This window comes from Ignavibacteriota bacterium, assembly GCA_013285405.1.
GTDB lineage: Bacteria > Bacteroidota > Ignavibacteria > Ignavibacteriales > Ignavibacteriaceae > IGN2.
On the sequence record CP053446.1, the window covers coordinates 2,986,919 to 3,008,939 of the forward strand.

Annotated in this window: 18 protein-coding genes and 1 CRISPR repeat array; of the genes, 3 read left to right on the forward strand and 15 right to left on the reverse strand. The window is 36.0% G+C overall.

Features of this window, described 5'->3' with window-relative positions; all coding sequences use genetic code 11:
- Window positions 1–89: 89 nt before the first annotated feature.
- The 13 genes from HND39_13105 to HND39_13165 all read right to left on the reverse strand — a co-directional run bounded on the left by HND39_13105 (window position 90) and on the right by HND39_13165 (window position 17,005).
- Entirely contained in the window at window positions 90–2,738 is a 2,649-nt protein-coding gene (locus HND39_13105) for a glucosidase (GenBank protein ID QKJ97147.1), read from the reverse strand.
- A gap of 23 nt (window positions 2,739–2,761) precedes the next feature.
- Window positions 2,762–3,568 (reverse strand): SDR family oxidoreductase, encoded by an 807-nt coding sequence (locus HND39_13110; protein QKJ97148.1) that lies wholly within the window; start codon window positions 3,566–3,568, stop codon window positions 2,762–2,764.
- 5 nt (window positions 3,569–3,573) lie between these two features.
- Complete coding sequence (locus HND39_13115; GenBank protein QKJ97149.1) at window positions 3,574–3,852, reverse strand: SemiSWEET transporter; 279 nt, start codon at window positions 3,850–3,852, stop codon at window positions 3,574–3,576.
- A gap of 336 nt (window positions 3,853–4,188) precedes the next feature.
- Window positions 4,189–6,731: a CRISPR direct-repeat array (repeat unit 32 nt; unit sequence GTTTCAATCCACGCACGCGTGAAGCGTGCGAC).
- 163 nt (window positions 6,732–6,894) lie between these two features.
- Entirely contained in the window at window positions 6,895–7,185 is a 291-nt protein-coding gene (gene cas2, locus HND39_13120) for a CRISPR-associated endonuclease Cas2 (GenBank protein ID QKJ97150.1), read from the reverse strand.
- 60 nt (window positions 7,186–7,245) lie between these two features.
- Window positions 7,246–8,289: a type I-C CRISPR-associated endonuclease Cas1 gene (gene cas1c / locus HND39_13125; GenBank protein QKJ97151.1), complete on the reverse strand. Its 1,044-nt coding sequence runs from the start codon at window positions 8,287–8,289 to the stop codon at window positions 7,246–7,248.
- 52 nt (window positions 8,290–8,341) lie between these two features.
- Complete coding sequence (cas4, locus tag HND39_13130) at window positions 8,342–8,962, reverse strand: CRISPR-associated protein Cas4 (protein QKJ97152.1); 621 nt, start codon at window positions 8,960–8,962, stop codon at window positions 8,342–8,344.
- A gap of 3 nt (window positions 8,963–8,965) precedes the next feature.
- Complete coding sequence (locus HND39_13135; protein QKJ98001.1) at window positions 8,966–9,814, reverse strand: phage antirepressor protein; 849 nt, start codon at window positions 9,812–9,814, stop codon at window positions 8,966–8,968.
- A 119-nt stretch (window positions 9,815–9,933) separates the two neighbouring features.
- Window positions 9,934–12,129: a DEAD/DEAH box helicase family protein gene (locus tag HND39_13140; protein ID QKJ97153.1), complete on the reverse strand. Its 2,196-nt coding sequence runs from the start codon at window positions 12,127–12,129 to the stop codon at window positions 9,934–9,936.
- Window positions 12,130–13,002 carry a type I CRISPR-associated protein Cas7 gene (locus HND39_13145; protein ID QKJ97154.1) on the reverse strand — a complete coding sequence of 291 codons (873 nt, stop codon included), beginning with the start codon at window positions 13,000–13,002 and terminating at the stop codon, window positions 12,130–12,132. It abuts the gene before it with no gap.
- A gap of 50 nt (window positions 13,003–13,052) precedes the next feature.
- Window positions 13,053–15,185 carry a hypothetical protein gene (locus HND39_13150; GenBank protein ID QKJ97155.1) on the reverse strand — a complete coding sequence of 711 codons (2,133 nt, stop codon included), beginning with the start codon at window positions 15,183–15,185 and terminating at the stop codon, window positions 13,053–13,055.
- Window positions 15,175–15,792 carry a CRISPR-associated protein Cas5 gene (cas5, locus tag HND39_13155; protein QKJ97156.1) on the reverse strand — a complete coding sequence of 206 codons (618 nt, stop codon included), beginning with the start codon at window positions 15,790–15,792 and terminating at the stop codon, window positions 15,175–15,177. The genes HND39_13150 and cas5 overlap by 11 nt, the downstream gene beginning before the upstream one ends.
- Window positions 15,793–15,882: 90 nt before the next feature.
- Window positions 15,883–16,080, reverse strand: coding sequence for an HD domain-containing protein (locus tag HND39_13160; GenBank protein ID QKJ97157.1), 198 nt, complete (start codon window positions 16,078–16,080; stop codon window positions 15,883–15,885).
- Window positions 16,081–16,309: 229 nt separating this feature from the next.
- The gene (locus tag HND39_13165; protein ID QKJ97158.1) at window positions 16,310–17,005 is read right to left on the reverse strand and encodes a hypothetical protein; all 696 of its coding nucleotides are present in this window, start codon (window positions 17,003–17,005) and stop codon (window positions 16,310–16,312) included.
- A 193-nt stretch (window positions 17,006–17,198) separates the two neighbouring features.
- On the opposite strand from HND39_13165, the gene tgt reads away from it, so the two are divergent.
- From tgt to HND39_13180, 3 genes are all read left to right on the forward strand, one after another.
- Window positions 17,199–18,365, forward strand: a complete 1,167-nt coding sequence (gene tgt / locus HND39_13170; protein QKJ98002.1) for a tRNA guanosine(34) transglycosylase Tgt — start codon at window positions 17,199–17,201, stop codon at window positions 18,363–18,365.
- A gap of 20 nt (window positions 18,366–18,385) precedes the next feature.
- Window positions 18,386–18,673, forward strand: coding sequence for a preprotein translocase subunit YajC (yajC, locus tag HND39_13175; protein ID QKJ98003.1), 288 nt, complete (start codon window positions 18,386–18,388; stop codon window positions 18,671–18,673).
- 180 nt (window positions 18,674–18,853) lie between these two features.
- Complete coding sequence (locus HND39_13180; GenBank protein QKJ97159.1) at window positions 18,854–20,176, forward strand: nodulation protein NfeD; 1,323 nt, start codon at window positions 18,854–18,856, stop codon at window positions 20,174–20,176.
- Between the two features lie 160 nt (window positions 20,177–20,336).
- Here HND39_13180 and HND39_13185 read toward each other — a convergent pair whose 3' ends face one another.
- Window positions 20,337–20,699, reverse strand: coding sequence for a hypothetical protein (locus HND39_13185; protein ID QKJ97160.1), 363 nt, complete (start codon window positions 20,697–20,699; stop codon window positions 20,337–20,339).
- A gap of 196 nt (window positions 20,700–20,895) precedes the next feature.
- The gene (locus tag HND39_13190) at window positions 20,896–21,951 is read right to left on the reverse strand and encodes a hypothetical protein (GenBank protein QKJ97161.1); all 1,056 of its coding nucleotides are present in this window, start codon (window positions 21,949–21,951) and stop codon (window positions 20,896–20,898) included.
- Window positions 21,952–22,021 lie beyond the last annotated feature (70 nt).

The window sequence follows — 22,021 nt, forward strand, 5'->3', positions numbered from 1 at the left end:
AAGGTTAAGTTCGATAGGACAATTTCATATTGAATTTTCTGAGAATCAATTAGTATCAAATATCAAAAGTCAAAAATCAAGTTTAAGTTTTATGAAACCGGAAAATTTTGGTTAATAAGTGCAGCTATCAAACTGCTCCAACCTGTTTGATGTGAAGCGCCCATTCCCATTGCCGAATCTCCGTGATAATATTCATAAAATAAAACAAGATCTTTATTTTCAGGCTGCTGATAAAACCAATTTGCATTTCCGTGAATGCGTCGTGATTTATCCGCGTTGATTTGAAATGAAGCAAGAAATCTTTTAGAAAGTTCGCGGGATATTTCCTCAAGCTCAAGAATATTTCCAGAACCTGTTGGGAATGGCAATTGAATCTTATTCCTATAGAAGCCGTGCAATTGTTGTAATGTTTTAATAATTAAAAAATCCAAAGGCATCCATACAGGACCTCGCCAGTTGCTGTTTCCACCAAACATAGAATCGTTGCTGTCACCGGGCTGATAGGAAATTGAGTAAGTTTTATGATCAAGTTGTAACTCGAAAGGATGATCCTTATGATATTTTGATAACGCCCTGATACCACCAACCGATAGAAATTCATTTTCATCCAGCACAACCGATAATAACTTCGTCAATCTTTCTTTTGGTACCAGTGAAATCAACAAATGACCTTCATCGCTCATTTCTTCAAAATGCAAAAATTTATTTCGCTTGAGGCGGTACTTCCTGATATAGTCCATTCTTTTTTTGAAATCCGGAAGTTTTTGTAATGCATCGCGCGTAATAATACCGACATTAAATAATACACTCAGTCCTACTATTGACCGAACCTTCATTGAAATACTGTATCCATCCTGCATGTGAAGATGATCATAAAAGAAATTTTCATCAGCATCCCATAAAGTTTCGTTCAAAGAAGAAGCGATCAATACGAAATGTTCATAAAATTTAGTGACCAAATCCTCATAGCTACTGTCCGATTGAGCAATCTCTAATGCTATTTCCATCATATTCAATGCATACATTCCCATCCAGGCAGTTGCATCAACTTGTTCTAAAAAAACTCCCGGAGGCAAACTATCCCTGTCAATCACTCCAATATTGTCTAATCCTAAAAACCCTCCAGTGAAAATATTATTCTCATTTTCATCTTCACGATTTGCCCACCAGGTAAAGTTGATCAACAATTTTTGAAAAATCCTTTTCAGAAAATAAATGTCAGCTCGATTGTGAAATGTTTTTTCAATTTTATATACCTGCATTGCAGCCCAGGCTTGTAATGGTGGATTTACATCACTGAAATTCCATTCATAAGCTGGTATTTGTCCGAAAGGATTCATAAACCATTCCCGGCACAATAATATCAATTGATTTTTTGCAAACACCGGATCAATCATTGCCATCGGGATACAATGAAAACAAAGATCCCAGGAAGCAAACCAAGGATATTCCCATTTATCCGGCATTGAAATTACATCTGCAATTTTCAAATGTTTCCATTTTGCATTTCTGCCATACTTTCTCTCTGGTGGCGGTGGAATTTCTGCCGGGTCTCCTTCCAGCCAGCGTTCAATATCATATTGATAAAACTGTTTAGACCATAACAATCCTGCGAATGCCTGACGCTGAATTTTTCTTATATCAGCAGGACAATCTTCTGAAAGAAAATTATTATAAAACTCATCAGCTTCTTGTTTTCTTTTTTCAAAAACATTATCGAAATTATTATCAAATGGATTTTGTATTTCACCTTTACTTAGACGGAGTGTAACTCTTCGAAATCCTTTCGCAGGTATGGAGAAATGATAGATAGGAGAAAATTTTGTACCCTTGCTATTCGTTTTTAATAGTTCATACAACTGACTGTTATGTCCGGCAATTGCATCGTGAAAAGCATCTTTAACAAATGGAGATGAATTCCGAATGTTAAATATTTTTTCAGCGTTAGTTTCATTCTCTGTCATCACAGTTTCGGATGTGCCAGCATAATAAAAAAAATAATCACCAAGTTGTTTGTGGGCTGCTTTAACAACTCCGTTATTTTTTTGTGAACTGATTATTTTCAATACTGGTTTTTGCTGTAAGTTGCTAAATATCCATTGGTTTCGAAACCAAAGGGTCGGCAGTAAAGTAATCTCTGCTTCTGTTTCTGCACGATTGGTGATAATAATTTCTATGCAAATATCTTCCGAATTATTTTTTGCATATCTGATGTTTACATCAAAGTATTTATTTTCTTTAAAGATTCCTGTATCCAGAATTTCAAATTCTGGCTCTGTTTTACTTCGGTGACGGTTTACTTCAATCAGTTCTTCATACGGAAAAATTTCCTGCGGGTATTTGTACAAATACTCCATGTAAAAATGTGTAGGTGTATTATCCAGATAGTAATATAACTCTTTAACATCTTCTCCATGATTTCCTTCGCTGTTGGATAATCCGAATAAACGTTCTTTTAAGATCGGGTCTTTTCCATTCCAGAGTGCAATAGCAAAACATAAATTCTGATGCAAGTCGCTGATGCCAGCAATACCATCTTCACCCCAGCGATAAACGCGGCTTCTTGACTGCTCGTGAGTGAAATATTTCCAGGCATTACCCTCCGGGCTGTAATCTTCTCTTACCGTTCCCCATTGACGTTCACTTAAATATGGTCCCCATTTTTCAATCGGTACTTCCTTTTTTGCATTAACGTTTAACCTCTCCTGCTCAGCAGATATTTTTTTTGTGTTACTCATTTTTTCCAAAAATAATTTTGGTTTCAGCCATTGGTAGCAAATCCTTCAAACAAAGTCATTCCGCCGTCAATGAATATGCTGGTGCCTGTGATATAATCGCTGTCATCACTGGCTAAAAAGACAGCGAGTTTTCCAATATCTTCCGGCACGCCAATACGGTTATATGGAATTAATTCCATCAGATTATTGTAAGCGTTCTGAGTTTCCCAGACTACTTTATTGATTGGAGTTTTTATTGCACCCGGACAAATACTATTAACACGGATCTTTTCCCGACCGTATTCCTGTGCTATTGTTTGCATCAGCATTTTTATTCCTCCTTTGCTTGACGCATAATTTGCATGACCAGCCCATGGAATAATTTCATGAACGCTGCTCATGCAAATAATTTTTCCACAGGCAACTGAACGTTCTGGTACAATTCCTCTTCTTAAAAATTCTTTAATTGCTTCGCGTGCACATAAAAACTGACCGGTTAAATTAACACCGATTACAAACTGCCATTGATCCAAGGTCATTTCATGAAACTTAGCATCGCGTTGAAGACCGGCGTTGTTTACGAGTATGTCAACCGTTCCAAATTGTTGAACAGTCTGCTGAAACATTTTAATCACCTGGTCTTCTTTGCTTACATCTGCCTGAATGGCTACAGCTTTTGAACCGAATGATTTAATTTTTTCTACAACTTCGTTAGCTGAGCCGGGATTTACCACATAATTTATAACTACATTGGCTCCCGCTTCACCAAGTGCAATAGCTACTCCTTCGCCAATACCAGAATTAGCACCGGTTACTATAGCCGTTTGTGAATCTAATTTTTTCTTTTGCATAAAATTTATTTTGAAATATTATTTTTTCGATTTAAGTGTATTATTTTATAACTCAATATGATAACCGCGAATACCAGAGTAATCGCGTTTGCAATGATGATTGGCAAATTATCACTTAAGATTCCAAATAAAAGCCATAAAAGTGTGCCCGCAGAAAAAAGCAGATACATGAAAAATGAAATACTTCGTGTATCTTTTGTCCGGATAGTTTTAATCGCCTGCGGTACAAACGAACTTGTAGTTAGCACAGCAGCGGCAAATCCCATAATTGTAATGAATGACATAATTCTTTTAGAGTGATAATAATTTGATATAAATATTTTAGACAAAACTTATGCAAAATTTGAAAAAGAAAATACAGACACATTTTGAACTATATGGATAAAAAGCGAATAAGGAGACGATTGAAAATATTTGGCATAATGAAATCAAATCGGTACGTAAAATGCAAAATCACTTTATATTTTAATCGTCAACTAATATTCAATTAGGCAAAACACAAAATCCGAATCGTTGTAATTTGCTTCTCCGGTAACTGCAGGATTCTTTTGGCGAAGCCATCCCTTTGGGAGAGGATATTAAAACCAACACAGGCGAAGTTGCAGCATTTAGGCTGTGGTGTTTGAATCCACGCACGCACGAGGCGTGCGACTTACTTGTAATCTCTTCGATGCTGACAAAAGTCAGGTTTCAATCCACGCACGCGTGAAGCGTGCGACTCCAATCTTAGTAGTATAATTATTAGAGACAACTCGTTTCAATCCACGCACGCGTGAAGCGTGCGACCCGGCTATAATTATCATTAATACCAAGTTCATCGTTTCAATCCACGCACGCGTGAAGCGTGCGACGTTTTCAAGGGATGAAGTTGCCGAGATATTATTAGTTTCAATCCACGCACGCGTGAAGCGTGCGACAATAGCCCAATATCCTGTTGTATCAGCACTAATAGTTTCAATCCACGCACGCGTGAAGCGTGCGACCTAATTGTGCTTTTAACACCGGCGACGTAAGCTGTTTCAATCCACGCACGCGTGAAGCGTGCGACCGTTAAAACCTCTTTCGCCTTCCCGATTATTGTGGTTTCAATCCACGCACGCGTGAAGCGTGCGACTGGGAGGCACTGCAATAATGTATATTGATAACATAGTTTCAATCCACGCACGCGTGAAGCGTGCGACCTTTTATGATATATTTTCAGGTGGTGCATGGGTGGTTTCAATCCACGCACGCGTGAAGCGTGCGACTTATAACAACTTAATTTATCACGGCGGACATCTTGTTTCAATCCACGCACGCGTGAAGCGTGCGACCCCCGAAGGACGGATCACTATCAAAACGCAAGGTTGTTTCAATCCACGCACGCGTGAAGCGTGCGACGGGAAAACAACATCATCACCGTTAGTATCGAGCTGTTTCAATCCACGCACGCGTGAAGCGTGCGACTTTAATTTTATGCGCTCCGGGATGTCAACATACTGTTTCAATCCACGCACGCGTGAAGCGTGCGACTGTTATCATAATTGATCCCTTCTGTTTTCTCTTCAGTTTCAATCCACGCACGCGTGAAGCGTGCGACGTCCACATCATTTAACATCGCACAAACACAGGAGGTTTCAATCCACGCACGCGTGAAGCGTGCGACTATTGACCCAAGAACTCTTGATGAGGAAACAATTGTTTCAATCCACGCACGCGTGAAGCGTGCGACGTGACAGTTTTTAACAAATAATTTATTGGAGCAAGTTTCAATCCACGCACGCGTGAAGCGTGCGACCTTACACACGGGAGTTTTCAGAATTAACCACAGAGTTTCAATCCACGCACGCGTGAAGCGTGCGACTGCAAAACGAAATTACCAAGCGTGGTTTACGTAAGTTTCAATCCACGCACGCGTGAAGCGTGCGACAAGCTATTCTTGCACTATCAGCATTTAATATCTTGTTTCAATCCACGCACGCGTGAAGCGTGCGACTGTCTGTTCAAACGGGTGGGGCTGGTGCAGATGTGTTTCAATCCACGCACGCGTGAAGCGTGCGACGTTGTAAGATTATTGATAATTATTCCTTCGGGATTGTTTCAATCCACGCACGCGTGAAGCGTGCGACGTATGTAAATCAGAGTTCATTCCGTTTAACCCGGAGAGTTTCAATCCACGCACGCGTGAAGCGTGCGACTGTCCCATCATTTATAACAAATATGACAGAAGATGTTTCAATCCACGCACGCGTGAAGCGTGCGACATATGTTCGGACTTCTTCCAGAGTCAATTGAATTGTTTCAATCCACGCACGCGTGAAGCGTGCGACACAAATACATTAATAATATACCGATTGAAGGAAGTTTCAATCCACGCACGCGTGAAGCGTGCGACGTGGGACGATGGAACACCTAACTCTTTTATTTTAGTTTCAATCCACGCACGCGTGAAGCGTGCGACGTATGTATGGCGCTATTGATGTAGGGACTTCTGGTTTCAATCCACGCACGCGTGAAGCGTGCGACCCTTAAATCGCAAGCATTAAAGAATTGCATGACCGTTTCAATCCACGCACGCGTGAAGCGTGCGACATTGTTTAATACTCGGTGGCGGATCAGTCAAAGGTTTCAATCCACGCACGCGTGAAGCGTGCGACTACCAGGGGATATGTTTCTCCATACCGTTTGAGTGTTTCAATCCACGCACGCGTGAAGCGTGCGACATTTTACTAATGAAATTTATAAGGACATTGCTGAGTTTCAATCCACGCACGCGTGAAGCGTGCGACCTTAAAAATAGTTGAATATATCATCCCGAAGAAGTTTCAATCCACGCACGCGTGAAGCGTGCGACTTTCTGGCCTGACGTGGATTCTATTCCTCTTTATGTTTCAATCCACGCACGCGTGAAGCGTGCGACCAGATGGATTTATATCAAAGGACTTGAAATTAGGTTTCAATCCACGCACGCGTGAAGCGTGCGACCCGATGATGATGGTGTTGATGATAACATTATTATGTTTCAATCCACGCACGCGTGAAGCGTGCGACTAAATACGGAGTTTACAATGCTTACCGAACAATGGTTTCAATCCACGCACGCGTGAAGCGTGCGACCAAGATTTTGGGGAAGCCATAGAGACGACACAGACGTTTCAATCCACGCACGCGTGAAGCGTGCGACTGTTATTATTTTAAATGTTTAGTATAAAATGTTTTAACGACATATTTCCGCTTAGTAGCCTGAAAATTTTAATAATTGTTATCATTATCCGATATTATTATTAAACAATCAAATTTTCAAAGAGCTAACCTCCTTGGTGTTTTATGTATGCTTCAGTTAGCAGTCATAAAATTAGCGCATCTTCAATATTAAGACTTTTGCTTTTGCCAAAACTTTCAATTCGTCTTTGATAATTTGAACCGAGGTAATAAAACTTCAGGTTATCTTCCTCAGGTTTGTAAATAGATAACAACTCATTTTTAAGTATCTCCCATTGTGCGGGGTCTATAATACATTCAAAAACAGAATTCTGTGCTCGTATCCCAAAATCAAGGCAGGTTTTTGCAACCTTATTTAATCGTTTCTTCCCGCTCTTTGTTGCTGTGGATACATCATAGCTAACTACTACCATCATAATTTAATTAAAAATTAAAAATGAAAAATTAAAAATTTAGAACAATTGATATTCATAAAATTATTTCAGATAAAATGGTGGATAATCTTCAATGTCTCCGCGAATATATCTTGCAAGCAATTGTGCCTGAATATGCGGCAACAATCCTATCGTCATCTTTTCTCCAAGAAACGGATGAGTTATCTCTTCCTGCTTTCTTTTTTGGTATGCTGATAGTAATTCTTTTCTTGCATTGTCAGACATTCTTACTTCACCAGATTCTCTTATTTCAAAATCTTTTATTGATACTTGTTTCAGATTAATCAAATTCAGCATTACTCTGTCACCCAAATATGCCCTGAACTCTTCCATAATGTCTAAAGCCAGAGAGGGTCTTCCTGATCTAAGCTGATGCAAAAATCCAACCTGCGGATCAAGACCTACTGTTTCAAGTGCGGAGCGTACATCGTTTGCAAGTATTGCATATAAAAAAGATAAAAGTGCATTTGCCGGATCGAGTGGCGGACGTTTTGATCTTTGCGTGAATAAAAAATCTTCTCGCTGAGAAGTTATCAAAGAAGACAGAACACCGAAATATGTATTTGCACATTCACCTTCATAACCACGCAGTTCTTTTAATGTTTCTGCCTGCTTAATATTATTCAATCTTCGTCCGAGTGTTTCGGCTGCATCAACAACAGCATCAGGACAATTTTCCGGATGGTTGCGCTGATGACGAAGAAGGATGTATCTGTAATTAGACACTTTTGCAGCGATAATCGGTTTTGCAATTTTCAGTGATTCAAATTCATTATCTGAAATTGCGTACTGAGTTTTTCTTAATAAAACATTTCCTTTCTGTGCTCCATAAACTCTTGCAAGAAATTTACCGGTTTCTGTTAAGTAGCTTATGCCTACATTATTCTCTGCACAGAATGCCATTACTTGCGGAGTAAGTGGTTTGAAGCCGAAGCAAACAATATTTTCGATTGTATGTATCGGAGCCTGAAAAGCTTTCTTTGAAACTCCTTCATCATCAGTTACTTCTACAATAAATGTTTCTCGCTCTTTTCGAACAAAAGCTTTATCTGAAGTTATATAAAGTGTGTTTAGATGTTTTTTCATTTTTAGATTTAATAAAGATAACATCTTTTAATAAAGAAGTCATCTTTTCTTATTATGAATACAAATCTTTAATATAATTTTGCAATTTTCTTTTGTTCATTGCTTTCGGTTGACAGATAGATTGCAGTGAACAGTTTCTGCATTTTGAATTGTACTCAATCCTCGGAATTATTTTTTTATCTACAATCTCTCTAACTGCCTGAATAACTTGTAATGTTTGACTGCGAAGTTCCTCATCAATTGTTACCAAATTTCTTCTACGGATTTTGCCATAAAAGAAAGCTGCACTGGATATTTGTGTGTCTTGCATTTCTTCCAGGCAAAGCACCTGTGCACATAGTTGAACTTTATCGCTTATATCTTCTTTAGGTTCGCCCGCTTTGAATTCAACCGGAAAAATTTCTTTTCCTTTTGAAGTATGTTTGAATTCGACAACATCGCATCTTCCGACCAACCCGTATTTGAAAGAATGAATTCTAAGACCACGAACAGTTTTAATGTCACCTCTTGTTTCATAAGTATCGGTGTCAACTTTTTCGTGCAGAATTTCTCCGCGCACAGTAAACAGATTATCCTGCCAAACGTCATCCACGTGGATTAGACCGCATTGGCGCGGGCAGAAAATATAATGCTGCAAAGCACTGATCATTATAAAGTCATCTTCAGTGAACATAGATTATTTTCTACCTTTGTCAATCTTACGTTTTTGTTTTTCAGTTAAAGCTTTATAATTCTCCTTTGTTACAACCTTTCTTCCCGATTTTTTCTCAAGGTCCTTTCTTGCTTTTCCTGCAACACTTCCACCTTCTCTGGCTGCATTTTTATTAGGAACAAATCCATGAGCATTTTTAGTTCTCGCAATTTCAGTAGTAGAAGCTTCTCCAAGCATTGTAAAGATTAATTCCAAATCTGTCATATGGTCACGAAGATTTTCCTGTGCTTTAGTTAACCCTTTATGTTTTTTATAATCAGAAGGTGTGAATCCAAAAGTTGCTTTACTAATTTCAGCAGTAAGTATGGCGTATTCTAATCCTTCTTTGACACCACGCTTTTTCCATTCGTTAGTTAATTCATCTCTAACGAAAATCCCTCGAACACGTTTTTCAATCCATTCGTCTGAATAACCTTTAGCCTTGTATATCTCACGCATTCTGTGTTGAGCAAGTTCCGGATTTTCTATTTCTTCCAGGCGTTCATAGCCTACTTTTGCCAACCATATTTTAAATGGTTCTGCTTTGGGTGAAGGGACGGATTGAATCAATCTCAGTAATTGATTTACGTCGGCAACATCAGTAAGGCGCATTTTATCATCGGAGGCTCTCATTTTCAAAGCGTTACAATTTGTAACGGTTTCATTTCCTTCGGCTTTAAGTCTCTTTTTTAAAACACGCCAATATACTTGCGGATTTGGACTATCAGTTAAAACTGCAATCACATCAACAATTGCAAAATACCACTTCTGTTCGGATTCGCTCCATTCAGAACGGATTTTTTTACTTTCAAAGAGTTTTATGTTGGGCATAATGTTACTCGTTTTGTTTATAACTCAACAATCTTAAATGTTTCGGGAAACGTTTTACCATCGAGATAAATTTCGTAATCTGAAAATTCTTTTGTGGAACACATATTTGATTATTTTTAATTCTAAAATACCTGGTAACCTTCATGATCTCTTTCAAGTAAAGGGAGTAAACCTTTCATGTAACCAAGAAAAGCTGGATCATAATCATATTGCCAAGCATACAGACCTGAATTTTCATAACCCTTAACGAAACCAATTGAAAGCATGTTGATTTTGTTTAACCATAATTGAACACTTTTCCTGTTTATTTCTTTTGGGCTAACTTTTATGTGGTTTTCAAGTCTTTTAACTAATTCCTTGTCAACAACAACTAACCTTGTATCTGAAGCAATAACTTTATAAAGATTTGCAACTTCGGGATAGTCCATTTCATCTTCCATTTTTATTAAGCGTTGATGTTTTTCATTTGTATCAGACATTAATTCTCTGCGTAAAGCATCCGTTATTAAATCAGCGGGCGAATCAGCTGCCACTCTGTTTTCTTCAAATAACTTTTCAAGAATCTGACTTGGTAATGTAAAAGCAGGATGGCGGTTATAAAGCGGAGATTGAATTTTGAAATCAATTAATGTTGCAATATAATCTTCATTGTTTCTTCTAACTCTACCACCGGTTTGAATTAGGTTTGCTATACCTGCTCGCTCACGAAATGCAGAGCGAAAAGAAAAATCAACACCTGCTTCCACGCAACTTGTTGATACCAATGTCCATTCTTGTACTCCAAAATGAAGACGTTGTTTTATTAATTCCAAAATCAATTCTCTGTGAACAGGTGCAAGTGCAGTTGAAAGATGTAAAACATCATGTCCAGATTTACGCATAGATTCAGCAAGAACTGCTGCAGACTGAACTGTATTCATTATAACAAGTCGTGGACCCGTTTTACTTTGTATCAAATCAATCAATCCTTTTTCGTCAAGCAAGGTATTATGGCGTAAAGGTGTTATCCGTTTTGTTTCTTGTTTAAGTGCTTCATTTCTTATTTCTTTTGGGATTAATTCCGGTAATTTTACAGTCAGATCCATCATATCTTTTAATTCCCAAAATCTTGGCAAAGAGCCTGAAGCAAAAACAAAATGACAACTCCATTTATCTGAAAATTCCTTTAACCATTTCCAAGTTTGTGGCCAAAGAAAATTCGGTATTGATGCATGAGTTTCGTCAATAAAAACACCACTTCCGGGTAGTTCATGGAGTTTACGAAGTTTAGATGGGTGATTGCTTGCTATTGTTTCAAAAAACTGAACAGCAGTTGTAACAATGATTGGAGCTTTCCATAATGTAGAAAATTGTCTTGTTTGTAATGTTTCAAAATCTGCCTGATGATGATGTTCTGCAACTACTTCATCTGCTTTTTCCCCAGGTAAAATGAGTGACTTCCTATAAATATCAACAGATTGTTTAATGATATTTGTGTATGGTAACACAACTATTATATGCCTTAAATTTTTTGTAATAGCTGTTTTTAATAAATGAGCCATGATTGCTGTTGTTTTTCCGGTTCCAACCGGACTATCGCAGGCATAAAAAGATGGAGTTGTGTCTGCCTCTTTGCAGGCATCATATATTTTTCTTCGTAATAAATTTCTTTCACTCTTTTCAGTGTCTTTTCCTAAGCCATTTATATAAATATCAAGAGCTTTTAACCTTTCTTTCCATTTTGCTTCAACCTTGGTAGAGGGATATTCTTGCCCATAATTATTTGCGGTATCACCATGATCTGCATCTACTAAACATGAAAGGGCAATACGCCGTGTCAATCCATTCCAATCAGAAGCTCTATCAATATGTTTATTAATATTCTCACAACCAGATTGAATGTGTTTTGAGAGATAATCTTTCAAATATTGTTCAGTTCGAGTTTCTAAATTTGGATCGCGAAGGAATAATTCTGCTTTTGATCGTTCTTGAGGTATAGATTGTAATCCTATGTGGTGGGCATAGACTATTAATGCTGATTCTACTAAATCATTATTAACTAAGTTTTTTGTGCCAGCATCTACATGATTAATGGGTAAACCTTTTCCACCACCTATAAAGAGTACTTTTTGGTTATCATCATCAAGCTTACCCAAATCGTGAAAAAGGGCAGCCGCACGTACAGCTTCAAATAAATACTCATAGTTACCTTTATAATAAGAAGCCAGATTTTTTATATTTTTCTCTGCTCTTCTTAATACTTCTGAAATATGTTTGTAGTAAGATTGAGCAGGTACAGGCGGATTCTTTCCTTTACTATGTGCTAGCCACTCGGTCATTTATATTTCTTTCATCAAATCTCTAATTGATTTCACTTTTTTCTTTAATTCATCAGGTACGTCCTTTTCAGTTGGTATTTTGTATTCTGCACGTGATGTTGATGGCTTCTCGGGTTCCTTTAGTTTAATTGGAGTTAATGCTGAGATGAGATCAAAATCAGAACAGGAACCGAGAGGAGAATTGTGTTCAATATACCATGCGTGCAGGATTTCAACTTGTGAACGAATATATGAAGCTGTATTTGTATAAGCATAAGGTATTACTTTTGTTAAAAGTTCAATATCCTGCATAGTACAACCAGTCTTGTAAGCTACTGCGGGATTTACAAAGAAGGGCATACAATACAAACCATGCTGTGCTATTCTATAGCTCAATGGAGCCATTCCTCTATCTTTGCCTTCTTCAACACCAGATTTATTCGTAGTAGTTAATCTTTCTATATTGATTGGAGCAATAGAAACCCCAAGACCAAATTGAACCACGCCAGTCTTAATACTTGTCGAGGAACCTTCTTCGAGAAATGTATTTCCAAATACACGTCCATCCCAAAATTTCTGTTTAAATTTTTCTTGATTATTTTTTAGTAACTCAATAATTTTTGTTCTATCCCGATCCCTTTTTTCTAGAATATCAAACCCATCATTGATTTTAAGTTTTTGAGCAATACTTTTCCATACCTCTCCATCTTTATCTTCTATTAAGTCGCGAAGTTTGCGTTTGAACGAAACAGGCGATATTTCACCTCTCTGATCATTCCTTTGGCGCGGATCGCTTTCTTTATCAGGATCTCCATTAGGATTAGAATTAATAACTTCAATGACCAACAAGCCTGTGGCACGATTAAAAATTTCTTTGTTTGTTTTATTTGACATAATGAACTCCATTAGATTTGTTAAAAAATATTTTAATTATTCTCATTATTTTATTTAAAAGTACTGTCAGAAACAGATTCTGCTTTACTTTCTGATCTTGATAAATATCCTAAAAGTATTTGCGCTCTTTCTGCACTGGAAGTCGATGAAGGTAAGTCTTTATTACTAAGCAAATCAGTAACCTTTCCAAGTTCACCTACGGCCCATCTTGCTAACTTCACTTTCTCTCCAGATTCTTTTCTTGTCCATGCTTGATAAACACCTAACCTTTTTGAAAGCATATCAAGTGCAGAGACGGGATTATCTAATGCAATCTGAAGATGTGAATTACCCAACAGTTGTGGGGGGATACTTCCTCCACGCACATTGTTACAATATTCAAAGTGAAGAGTATCTATCAATGATAAAAATCTACCAATATAGAAAAATGTGTCTTTCATATAGTTCTCCTTTTTAATTCCAAGTTTGAATAAATAAATAGATAAAATTGATATTGCTTTTAAAACAGTAAATCTTGCATCAAGATAAAAAACTGTAATCTCATTTTTATGGTCAGAATTGCCTAATCCTATAAGGAGAGATTGTGTTCTTTGAAGGGTAAGGTTAAGTAAGTTTTCAATTAAATACGTTTGCCTATTCTGTGTATCAAAGAAAATATCGTATATATCTCCTAAAGAAATTCCTGAGACAGAAGATGTATCTTGTCCAAATCTAATCCACTGTTTTTGAGTAATTTGAACAAGATCAGCAGGGAAAGGGCACCAAGGTGAAAGAAAAATTACCTTCGATTCATTGTTATTAAGAAATTGAGAAATTAATTCAGATTTACTCTGTTGTTTTGCAGTTTTTCTTTCAATTTCTTTTCTGAAAAATGGTAAAGAAAAATTGGGGTAATTTCTAGCAGCTTCACGCCATAGTTCATCAGCTTGTACTAATTGAGAAATTGTATAAATACGCTGCAAAGAAACCTGTGTGCGCCCTAAGTCTGCTTTTCGTAAAGCAATAATCCTTAAAAGATCATTAGCTTTAACAATTTCCTTTCCTTTTAACGCATCAACTACAACCTTTGCTGTTGCTTCATAATTGCTCTCACTAAAGTCATGCTGACTCACTCCACCTAATAAATAAGCTTTGTTAACATTGATATCTGGTTTGTTCTCAAGATATGCTATAAGTAAATCTCTCTTATCCATTAATCCTGGAACAAGACACCAAGTTTTCTCTTTTCTTGATTCCTCAGTAATCCAATTTAAAGAATCCTGAATTGTATTAGCTTCTTTTCTTCCAATTGGTATTATATCTGTGCTGATCTTTTTGTATCGGGTTTGACAAGGAGTTTGATCGTTTACTGAGAAAAGATAAGTCTCCCCTATTGGTAATTTTGGATTGGGAAATTTGTCATTTTCTAGAATTTGTTCTATGCCTGATAACGCGCTTATCCCAATAGTTACATTAGTTGTCTGTGCAGTTGAATCATCTTGCATTTTAAATAAGCATTCGCTGACAAAATTTTCAAACTTTTGGTTGGCAACACGAATGGAAAAATTTTCCCAGTCACTTACATCGAGCATTAAAGGTATCTCTGCAACATATTCTTGTTTTTTATTTTCCCATTTATTACCTATTAAAATATTCTCAATTAAGGAATAAGGAATATCGTTCTCTTTTTGCTTTAATTTAATTGACAAATCATAAATGAAATCATCTACTTTTGAAATCAAGAATCTTTTCATTAATTCTGCGAGTGCTTGATATTCTTTGTTATTTGTTTCAATAAAAGGTAGAAGATTTGTAACTCTCTCTTGTAGTCTATTCCACCAATTATTTTCTGAATCGGTAATATTTAATTCTCTATTCTCTCCAATTAATAATCTTCTTTTTTGATATTCATCTTTATTTAGATTATTTAATTTTTTTCTAATTTGATCATCTTTCCCTACTTTCCAAATTGGTTTTTGCAATTTCAGCATAGGAAAGCGATTATGATTTCCTTGACTTGTAGTCCATAATCTTGCGATATCATCTCTATTCCGAAATTCTATTCTGTCAACTTTACCTTCTTTATTTAATCCAACAATTAATCCATCTTTTCTCCCTGGCTCTTTAATATCTGGATGTCTTTTAGTAAGATTGATACCACATCTTTCCAGACTTTTATAAAGAACATATCCTTCATTCAACATATTCGAGTACCCCTTTCTTAATCCATACATCTTGTTTATATGATGGATCATATTTATTTGGCCCGCTGAAAACAGAAAAGAGCATTGAGGGAATTATTTGTTCGATAGATTCTTCAACTTTAGTTTCTTCACGGAATAACCCAACATAAGTTGGTGTAAATTCTTTCCATCCCAAACAAGGAACGTGATACCATTTTCCATTCCTCAGTCTTTTTATAAATTTATCTTGGAGTAAATGCAAATGATTTGTTGTAATTACATCATTGTTATTCGGCAGGTCTAGTTCTTCAACAATTCCATAAATTCGATAACAAACATTTGTAAGAATTGTAGCAAATAATTGAAAGTTATCAGTTCCACTTTTTCTTAAAGGTCCGTGATAATTATTTGTATAGCGGTGATAGTGAATTGGAGCGCATATTTCAACTTTCGTTGGTTTTATATATGCACTCTTAACTCGTGCAATTGATTCAAACATACCTTTTGCTGCTGAATATGTTGGAGCGGGATAGGAAATTGGCGTTGCCCCTGTATCCGGTCTTGTAAACATTGCTGCTGGTCCAGCAATTTCAAATTTAACTTCATAAGGTTTTGTTTTTTTTGACATAGTGTTTCCCTTTTAATTATATAAAATTAGTTTTAAATAATATCATAAGAATAAATTTTCTTCAAGATCATAACCAGATTTTCTGCATAACTATTTTTGCCAATCAGGATGAAACTTGCCAAGGTCATGAAGAAAACCAGCTAATTCTGCCCAATCCTTATTACCAAATTCTTCTGCAAATTTTCCAGTAAGTTTTGCAACGGCATCAAGATGAACTTTTAATAGGTGTGGTTCTTTCCAGTTCCCATCTTCCTTCAGTTTTACGTGTGCAATAAATCCTTTCTTCATAACCCGCCTTAAAAATTAATAAACTTTGTGAGTTTAAAAAGATGACTTTCAAAGAATGTTATTTTGATTTTTGAAGTAATAGAAAATTGATCCAATTCTGAAATTTATTTCAATAATTTCCTTTGTGGAAGCACTTTTAACTGTCCCGGCTAATGTCTGAATTGTAGATTTAAATGTAAAAATTATTCTTCATAATCTCTTTAAAATATTTATAACAGCATTTCATTGTCTATTTTTTTCTTTTCTTCTTTTTTTTCTTTAGTTGGTCTTTTTTCTCTTCAAACTCAGCAAAGAATTCTTTAATATTTACGTAAATCTTAGCAACAACATCTGAAGCTGTTTTTTTATCAAGCTCTTCTTCTGCAATGATCATTGCATTTGCAAGAAAATCATCTTTCTTGTTTTTGTTTTTTTCAAAGTAGGCAAGGTGTATTTCAAAAACCAGATCGTACGCCCAATTAAGTAAATCTTCTTCAATTTCTGTCGGTTCTTCTCCTTCAGTAATTTTATTAAATCTTTCCAGAAGATAACCATAAGCTTCAAGTGCTGGTCCGGCAAGCAATAAATATATTATTGCTCCTTCGGGCAGGAAATAAAATATATCATCAAAAGATGAAATCAATTCTTTTGTGAATATATCTAACTCAGGAATGTTATTATTAGGTAGATCTGTGATATTTAATTCTTCAAAATCAATCTCAATTGAATTGAACCAACTAACTTTTGCAGCTTGATTAAGATTATTGAGACGTAGGTGATCGGAAGCAATTTTTTCGTTATATATATTTAGAATTTCCTCAATAACAAATTCTGCTTCTTTATCATCACTGAATGCAGACTTGTTTTTTCTGCTTAAATATTTACTAATTTGAATATCCGCAAAGAGATGATAATCACTTTTTATTTCTTCAATTGATTTTTTCATTCGTAATCCCCGATCATATATTATTTGAGAACGGATATTTTCCGCACAACGAAGGATTGTCGTTTTATATTTCTAACAATGCTTTAAAACTAATAAAATTATCAACGAATATCGAGAATGGATAAATTCTTCTTTTGCTGGCTGTTTCCTTTAGTCTAAATTTGTGTAAATAAATTAAAAAATATTTCATCCCATCAGTTTGCTAAAATTTTCAGTAATAAATAAAGATAAAGCCTCCAAAGCCCGTGCAGGTTTTTTTGAAACGGATCACGGAGTAGTTGAAACTCCTGCGTTTATGCCTGTCGGCACTCAGGGAACTGTAAAAGCTGTTAATCAGGATTATCTCGAAAAAGATATTAATGCACAAATAATACTTTCAAATACTTATCATCTCTATCTACGACCGGGAACTGAGGTTCTCGAAAAAGCTGGCGGACTTCATAAATTTATGAACTGGCAAAAACCAATTTTAACTGACAGCGGCGGCTACCAGGTTTACAGTCTTTCAAGTCTGAGAAAGTTAAAAGAAGATGGAGTGGAATTCAGATCTCATCTCGACGGCTCAACTCATTTCTTTTCACCAGAAAAAGTAATTAAGATCCAACGAAGTATTGGCTCTGACATTATGATGGTTCTTGATGAATGTACTCCTTATCCTTGCGATTATGAGTATGCAAAAAAATCAACCGAACTCACAAGCAAATGGGCAATTTTAAACAAGGAAGCTTTTGAAAATACAAAACCGTTGTACGATCACAATCAATTTCTTTTTGGAATAATTCAGGGAAGTGTTTACGAAGATCTTAGAGAAAGCTCAGCAAAAGATTTACTGCAAAATAATTTTGATGGTTATGCGATCGGCGGATTAGCAGTAGGTGAACCGACAGAGATGATGTATGATATAACAAATTTTACGACCGATTTTATGCCGGAAGATAAACCGAGATATCTGATGGGAGTCGGTCGTCCCGAAAATATACTTGAATCAATTGATCGTGGAATCGATATGTTCGATTGTGTTATGCCAACCAGAAATGCAAGACATGGAGTTCTCTTCACAAATTCAGGTGTATTAACACTGACAAACGCAAAATTTAAAGATGATTTTGAAAAAGTTGATGAAAATTGTAACTGCTATACTTGTCAAAATTATTCAAGAGCATACTTAAGGCATCTGTTTAATTCCGGAGAATTATTAGCTTTGCAACTGGCAAGTATTCATAATCTGCATTTCTATATTTCAATGATGAGTGAAGCAAGAAAACGGATACTTGAAGGATCATTTAAAGAATGGAAAAATAAAACAATGAAAAAAATATCAATCAAAAATAATCTCCGTGAAAACGGGATGGAGGAATAGTGAATCAATTATTAATTGCAATGGCTCCACAAGGAGGAGAAGGCGGCGGTGGATTAGTTAGTACGCTGATCATGTTCGGCGCAATCTTTTTAATTTTTTATTTTATGATTATCAGACCGCAGCAGAAACGAGCTAAGGAAAGAGATAAACTTCTTTCAAATCTTGAGAAAGGTGATAAGGTAGTTACTAATGGCGGAATCCATGGTATAATCTCAGGCTTAGAGGAGAAGACTGCTCTTTTACAAATCAGTGAGAATACAAAAATTAAAATTGAACGATCAGCAATAACAACAGTCCTTCCCAAATAATCTTGATATTATATAGCCCTAAATAATCATTCAGTAAAAAAATGATAACCATTGCCCCGGAAAGTTAGCCGGGGTTTTTTATGATATAAATATGCTCTTGCAAAATTTTTTTTCTTTAATGCAATCAATCTATTTTTACATTAAGAAAATTATTTTCTAAAATTGAATTCGGATTTAAGTATGAAAGCTTTATACAATTTATGCTTTTTGATCTTATTATTTACAATCTGCTTAAACGCTCAGAAGAAAGTTTATATAGCATATATTGAAGGAGATATTGACCTTGGTCTTGCGCCTTATGTAAGCAGAGTAGTTGCTGAAGCAGAAAAAGATAATGCCGAAGCAATAATTTTTAAGATCAATACTTTTGGCGGAAGAGTTGATGCTGCGACTCAGATTAAAGATGCAATTATCAACACTGACTTGCTTACAATTGCCTTCATTAATAACCGGGCAATTTCTGCTGGAGCTTTGATTGCACTCTCCTGCAAAAAAATTGTTATGGTTCCCGGAAGCTTAATCGGTGCTGCAACTGTTGTTGATCAACAGGGTGAGAAAGTAGGTGAGAAGTATCAATCTTATATGCGTTCTGAAATGCGATCAACTGCTGAGAAAAACGGAAGACGTGTTGATATAGCTGAAGGAATGGTTGATGAACGGGTAGTTGTGCCAGGAATTGATGATTCGACAAAACTAATTACACTTACTTCAACTGAAGCACTAAAATATGGTTTTGCCGATACACTGTTAAAAGATTATGATGAAATTTTTGCATATTTCAAATTAGGAAATGCAGAAAAAGTATTTCAGAAATCCAACTGGGCAGAAGATGTCGTCCGTTTTCTGAATAATGGAATAGTTTCATCAATCCTTATAATGATTGGAATATTCGGGTTAATGGCTGAAATAAAATCACCTGGCTGGGGGCTTCCCGGAACGGCAGCTTTAATCGCTCTTGCACTATTCTTCGGTTCATCATACATACTTCAGCTTGCTTCCGTAATTGAAATCCTGATGTTCGTTGCTGGACTTGTTTTGCTTCTGCTTGAGATTTTTGTAATCCCCGGTTTTGGAGTTGCAGGTATTAGTGGAATCATCCTGATAATAGCATCACTTTTTTTATCAATGCTTGGTGCAGATCCGTTTCTTGATTTTAATGCTGTCTCAATGGCAATCATCAAATTGACGATAGGATTAGCGGCTGCGCTGGTTCTTATTTTTCTGCTTGCAAGATTTTTACCCAAATCCAATTTCTTTAAGAAATTTATTTTATCTGAAGAAGAAAAAGCAACTGAAGGCTATACTTCACGTGCGAATTTATCTGAACTTCTTGGCGCTGAAGGAATTGCTGTAACAACACTCCGCCCTGCAGGAACCGCCGAGATTAACGGAAAACGTGTTGATGTTGTTACCGATTCTGAATACATCGAACATGGTAAACCAATTGTTGTGAGCGCAGTTGAAGGTATGCGGGTTGTTGTTAAAGAGAAAAAAATAGATTGATTTATTGAGGCTGTCACATAACCAATTATTTCTGTCCCCCTGAGTTTGTCGAAGAGCTCACTCTGACATTTTTTGACTTTTAAGACAGCCTCCTTAGTATAATTTGAGAAACATAATAAGATCAGTTTCTAAAATAAATTCTGGTTTGCATCTAATCTACTCATTCAAAACTCTGCGTTTCAAGAAAGAACGTAACTTCCTGGTGAATTAATCTTACACTTTGTGTGGAAAAATTTTTTGTTTCACCGGGCTCAAGTCTGTCAATACTTGCCTCAACAGGTTGAGCATTCAGTTTGTATTTCAGTAAAATGTTGGAAACTGGTTTATCACTTACATTTTTAACAGTACCCTGAATAGTACCAAATCTTGACGGCGATAATGCTGGTGCATCAATATCCATTGAATGTTCGGTTGATATGGATTTATTAGCGTGAATTTCAAGTACAGTTTTTTCTTCAATGAAATATTTATAAGCGAAAAAACCACCCGCCACTAACAATATGAATATGAATAATTTTTTCAATTCTGTTCTCCTGTGATGTTTGACAAAATTGTATCAAATACTCAACCATGTTTGGGAATGGAAAAGAATTAAAAAATGGAATATTTTTATGGTAAAAGGGGAGGAAGATCGCAAAATATTCCTCCCGAACATTCATAAAGGAGAAAAGAAGACCGTGATAAAAGTAAGAAAAACTATTGTAGAGAATTAAAATTAATCAGAGCAATTCCAAAACATTTACGCTTGAAGTTTGTTCCTTTGCACTTGCTTTCTTAGTTCCTTGTGGAGACGGCATTTCCATCTGATATGCATTTTTCATTTCTGACTGCGACCTGCTTTTTTGAATCATTCCTCTATCAAGATTGAAATAAATTTTTCCGGATGCAGTGGAAACTGGTTTATCAAATTTATAATTCACACCCTGCTCAGTAAAACTTGATTGACCTGTAACATCAGTTTTTATTGAACCGGTGACAACTGCAATTTTATCATCACCAAGCATTTCAAGGTTATCTATTTTATATAGATTTTCATAGTCAACTTTAAAAACCGTCACCTGTAATGATTCGCGTTTGTAAGACCACGTTGAATCTTTTGCCATTTCTTCATCCGGTACTTCACGGAATACCTGAGCAAGAATCGGTTTGATTGAACTGTTTGTTAGCTCCTGCGAAGCCATGACTTTTTCTTGTGCACTGAGTGAATCAGCCAACTTGCGAAGAGTTAAGAAGCGGTTAATAATTTTATCAATCATATATATGTCAATTATTTCACCTTGTTTTCCTACTCTGATATTAAACGGATTATTTATGTAAGATTCGTATTCTGCAAATCGTATTCTGTCAGTGGAGTCAAGTTCATTACCGGATTGGTAAGTAATATCTTTTCCTTTTGCATTGGCTTTAAAATTAATTGAGCTGAAAGTACATTGTAATTCAGCAACACTATCTTTGTCAATACCCAAAGTCTTAAAATTAATTATGAAGATTATTGTTTGATTCATTTTTTCAGTCATTGTGCTGTCGGTAACTACACTTTGAGATCTTTCGGATATGGTAGTTAATCGGTACTTAAAAGTTTCGCCCGGATTGAACTTATATCGCATATAAAATGATTGCGGTTCAGTTTGGTCCAATGCAGTAGTTTTTAGTGATGTACTATCAAAAGAAAAAGTAATGTTTTGCTCTTCCTGATTTTCCTTTTGCTTATTCTCTTTTTGGCAAGAAATAAAAAGGATGAGTGAAAGTGATGTTAACACAAAAATATTTTTCATTTATCTCCTTGATGAAATTCGCACGGCATTGATTTAATTTGAAGAGAATATGACACAAACAAACACTGGT

Coding starts and splice junctions, on each gene's coding strand:
- HND39_13105 (QKJ97147.1), bottom strand. CDS start 2,738: ATGAGTAACACAAAAAAAATATCTGCTGAGCAGGAGAGGTTAAACGTT.
- HND39_13110 (QKJ97148.1), bottom strand. CDS start 3,568: ATGCAAAAGAAAAAATTAGATTCACAAACGGCTATAGTAACCGGTGCT.
- HND39_13115 (QKJ97149.1), bottom strand. CDS start 3,852: ATGTCATTCATTACAATTATGGGATTTGCCGCTGCTGTGCTAACTACA.
- cas2 (QKJ97150.1), bottom strand. CDS start 7,185: ATGATGGTAGTAGTTAGCTATGATGTATCCACAGCAACAAAGAGCGGG.
- cas1c (QKJ97151.1), bottom strand. CDS start 8,289: ATGAAAAAACATCTAAACACACTTTATATAACTTCAGATAAAGCTTTT.
- cas4 (QKJ97152.1), bottom strand. CDS start 8,962: ATGTTCACTGAAGATGACTTTATAATGATCAGTGCTTTGCAGCATTAT.
- HND39_13140 (QKJ97153.1), bottom strand. CDS start 12,129: ATGACCGAGTGGCTAGCACATAGTAAAGGAAAGAATCCGCCTGTACCT.
- HND39_13145 (QKJ97154.1), bottom strand. CDS start 13,002: ATGTCAAATAAAACAAACAAAGAAATTTTTAATCGTGCCACAGGCTTG.
- HND39_13150 (QKJ97155.1), bottom strand. CDS start 15,185: ATGTTGAATGAAGGATATGTTCTTTATAAAAGTCTGGAAAGATGTGGT.
- cas5 (QKJ97156.1), bottom strand. CDS start 15,792: ATGTCAAAAAAAACAAAACCTTATGAAGTTAAATTTGAAATTGCTGGA.
- HND39_13160 (QKJ97157.1), bottom strand. CDS start 16,080: ATGAAGAAAGGATTTATTGCACACGTAAAACTGAAGGAAGATGGGAAC.
- HND39_13165 (QKJ97158.1), bottom strand. CDS start 17,005: ATGAAAAAATCAATTGAAGAAATAAAAAGTGATTATCATCTCTTTGCG.
- yajC (QKJ98003.1), top strand. CDS start 18,386: ATGGCTCCACAAGGAGGAGAAGGCGGCGGTGGATTAGTTAGTACGCTG.
- HND39_13180 (QKJ97159.1), top strand. CDS start 18,854: ATGAAAGCTTTATACAATTTATGCTTTTTGATCTTATTATTTACAATC.
- HND39_13190 (QKJ97161.1), bottom strand. CDS start 21,951: ATGAAAAATATTTTTGTGTTAACATCACTTTCACTCATCCTTTTTATT.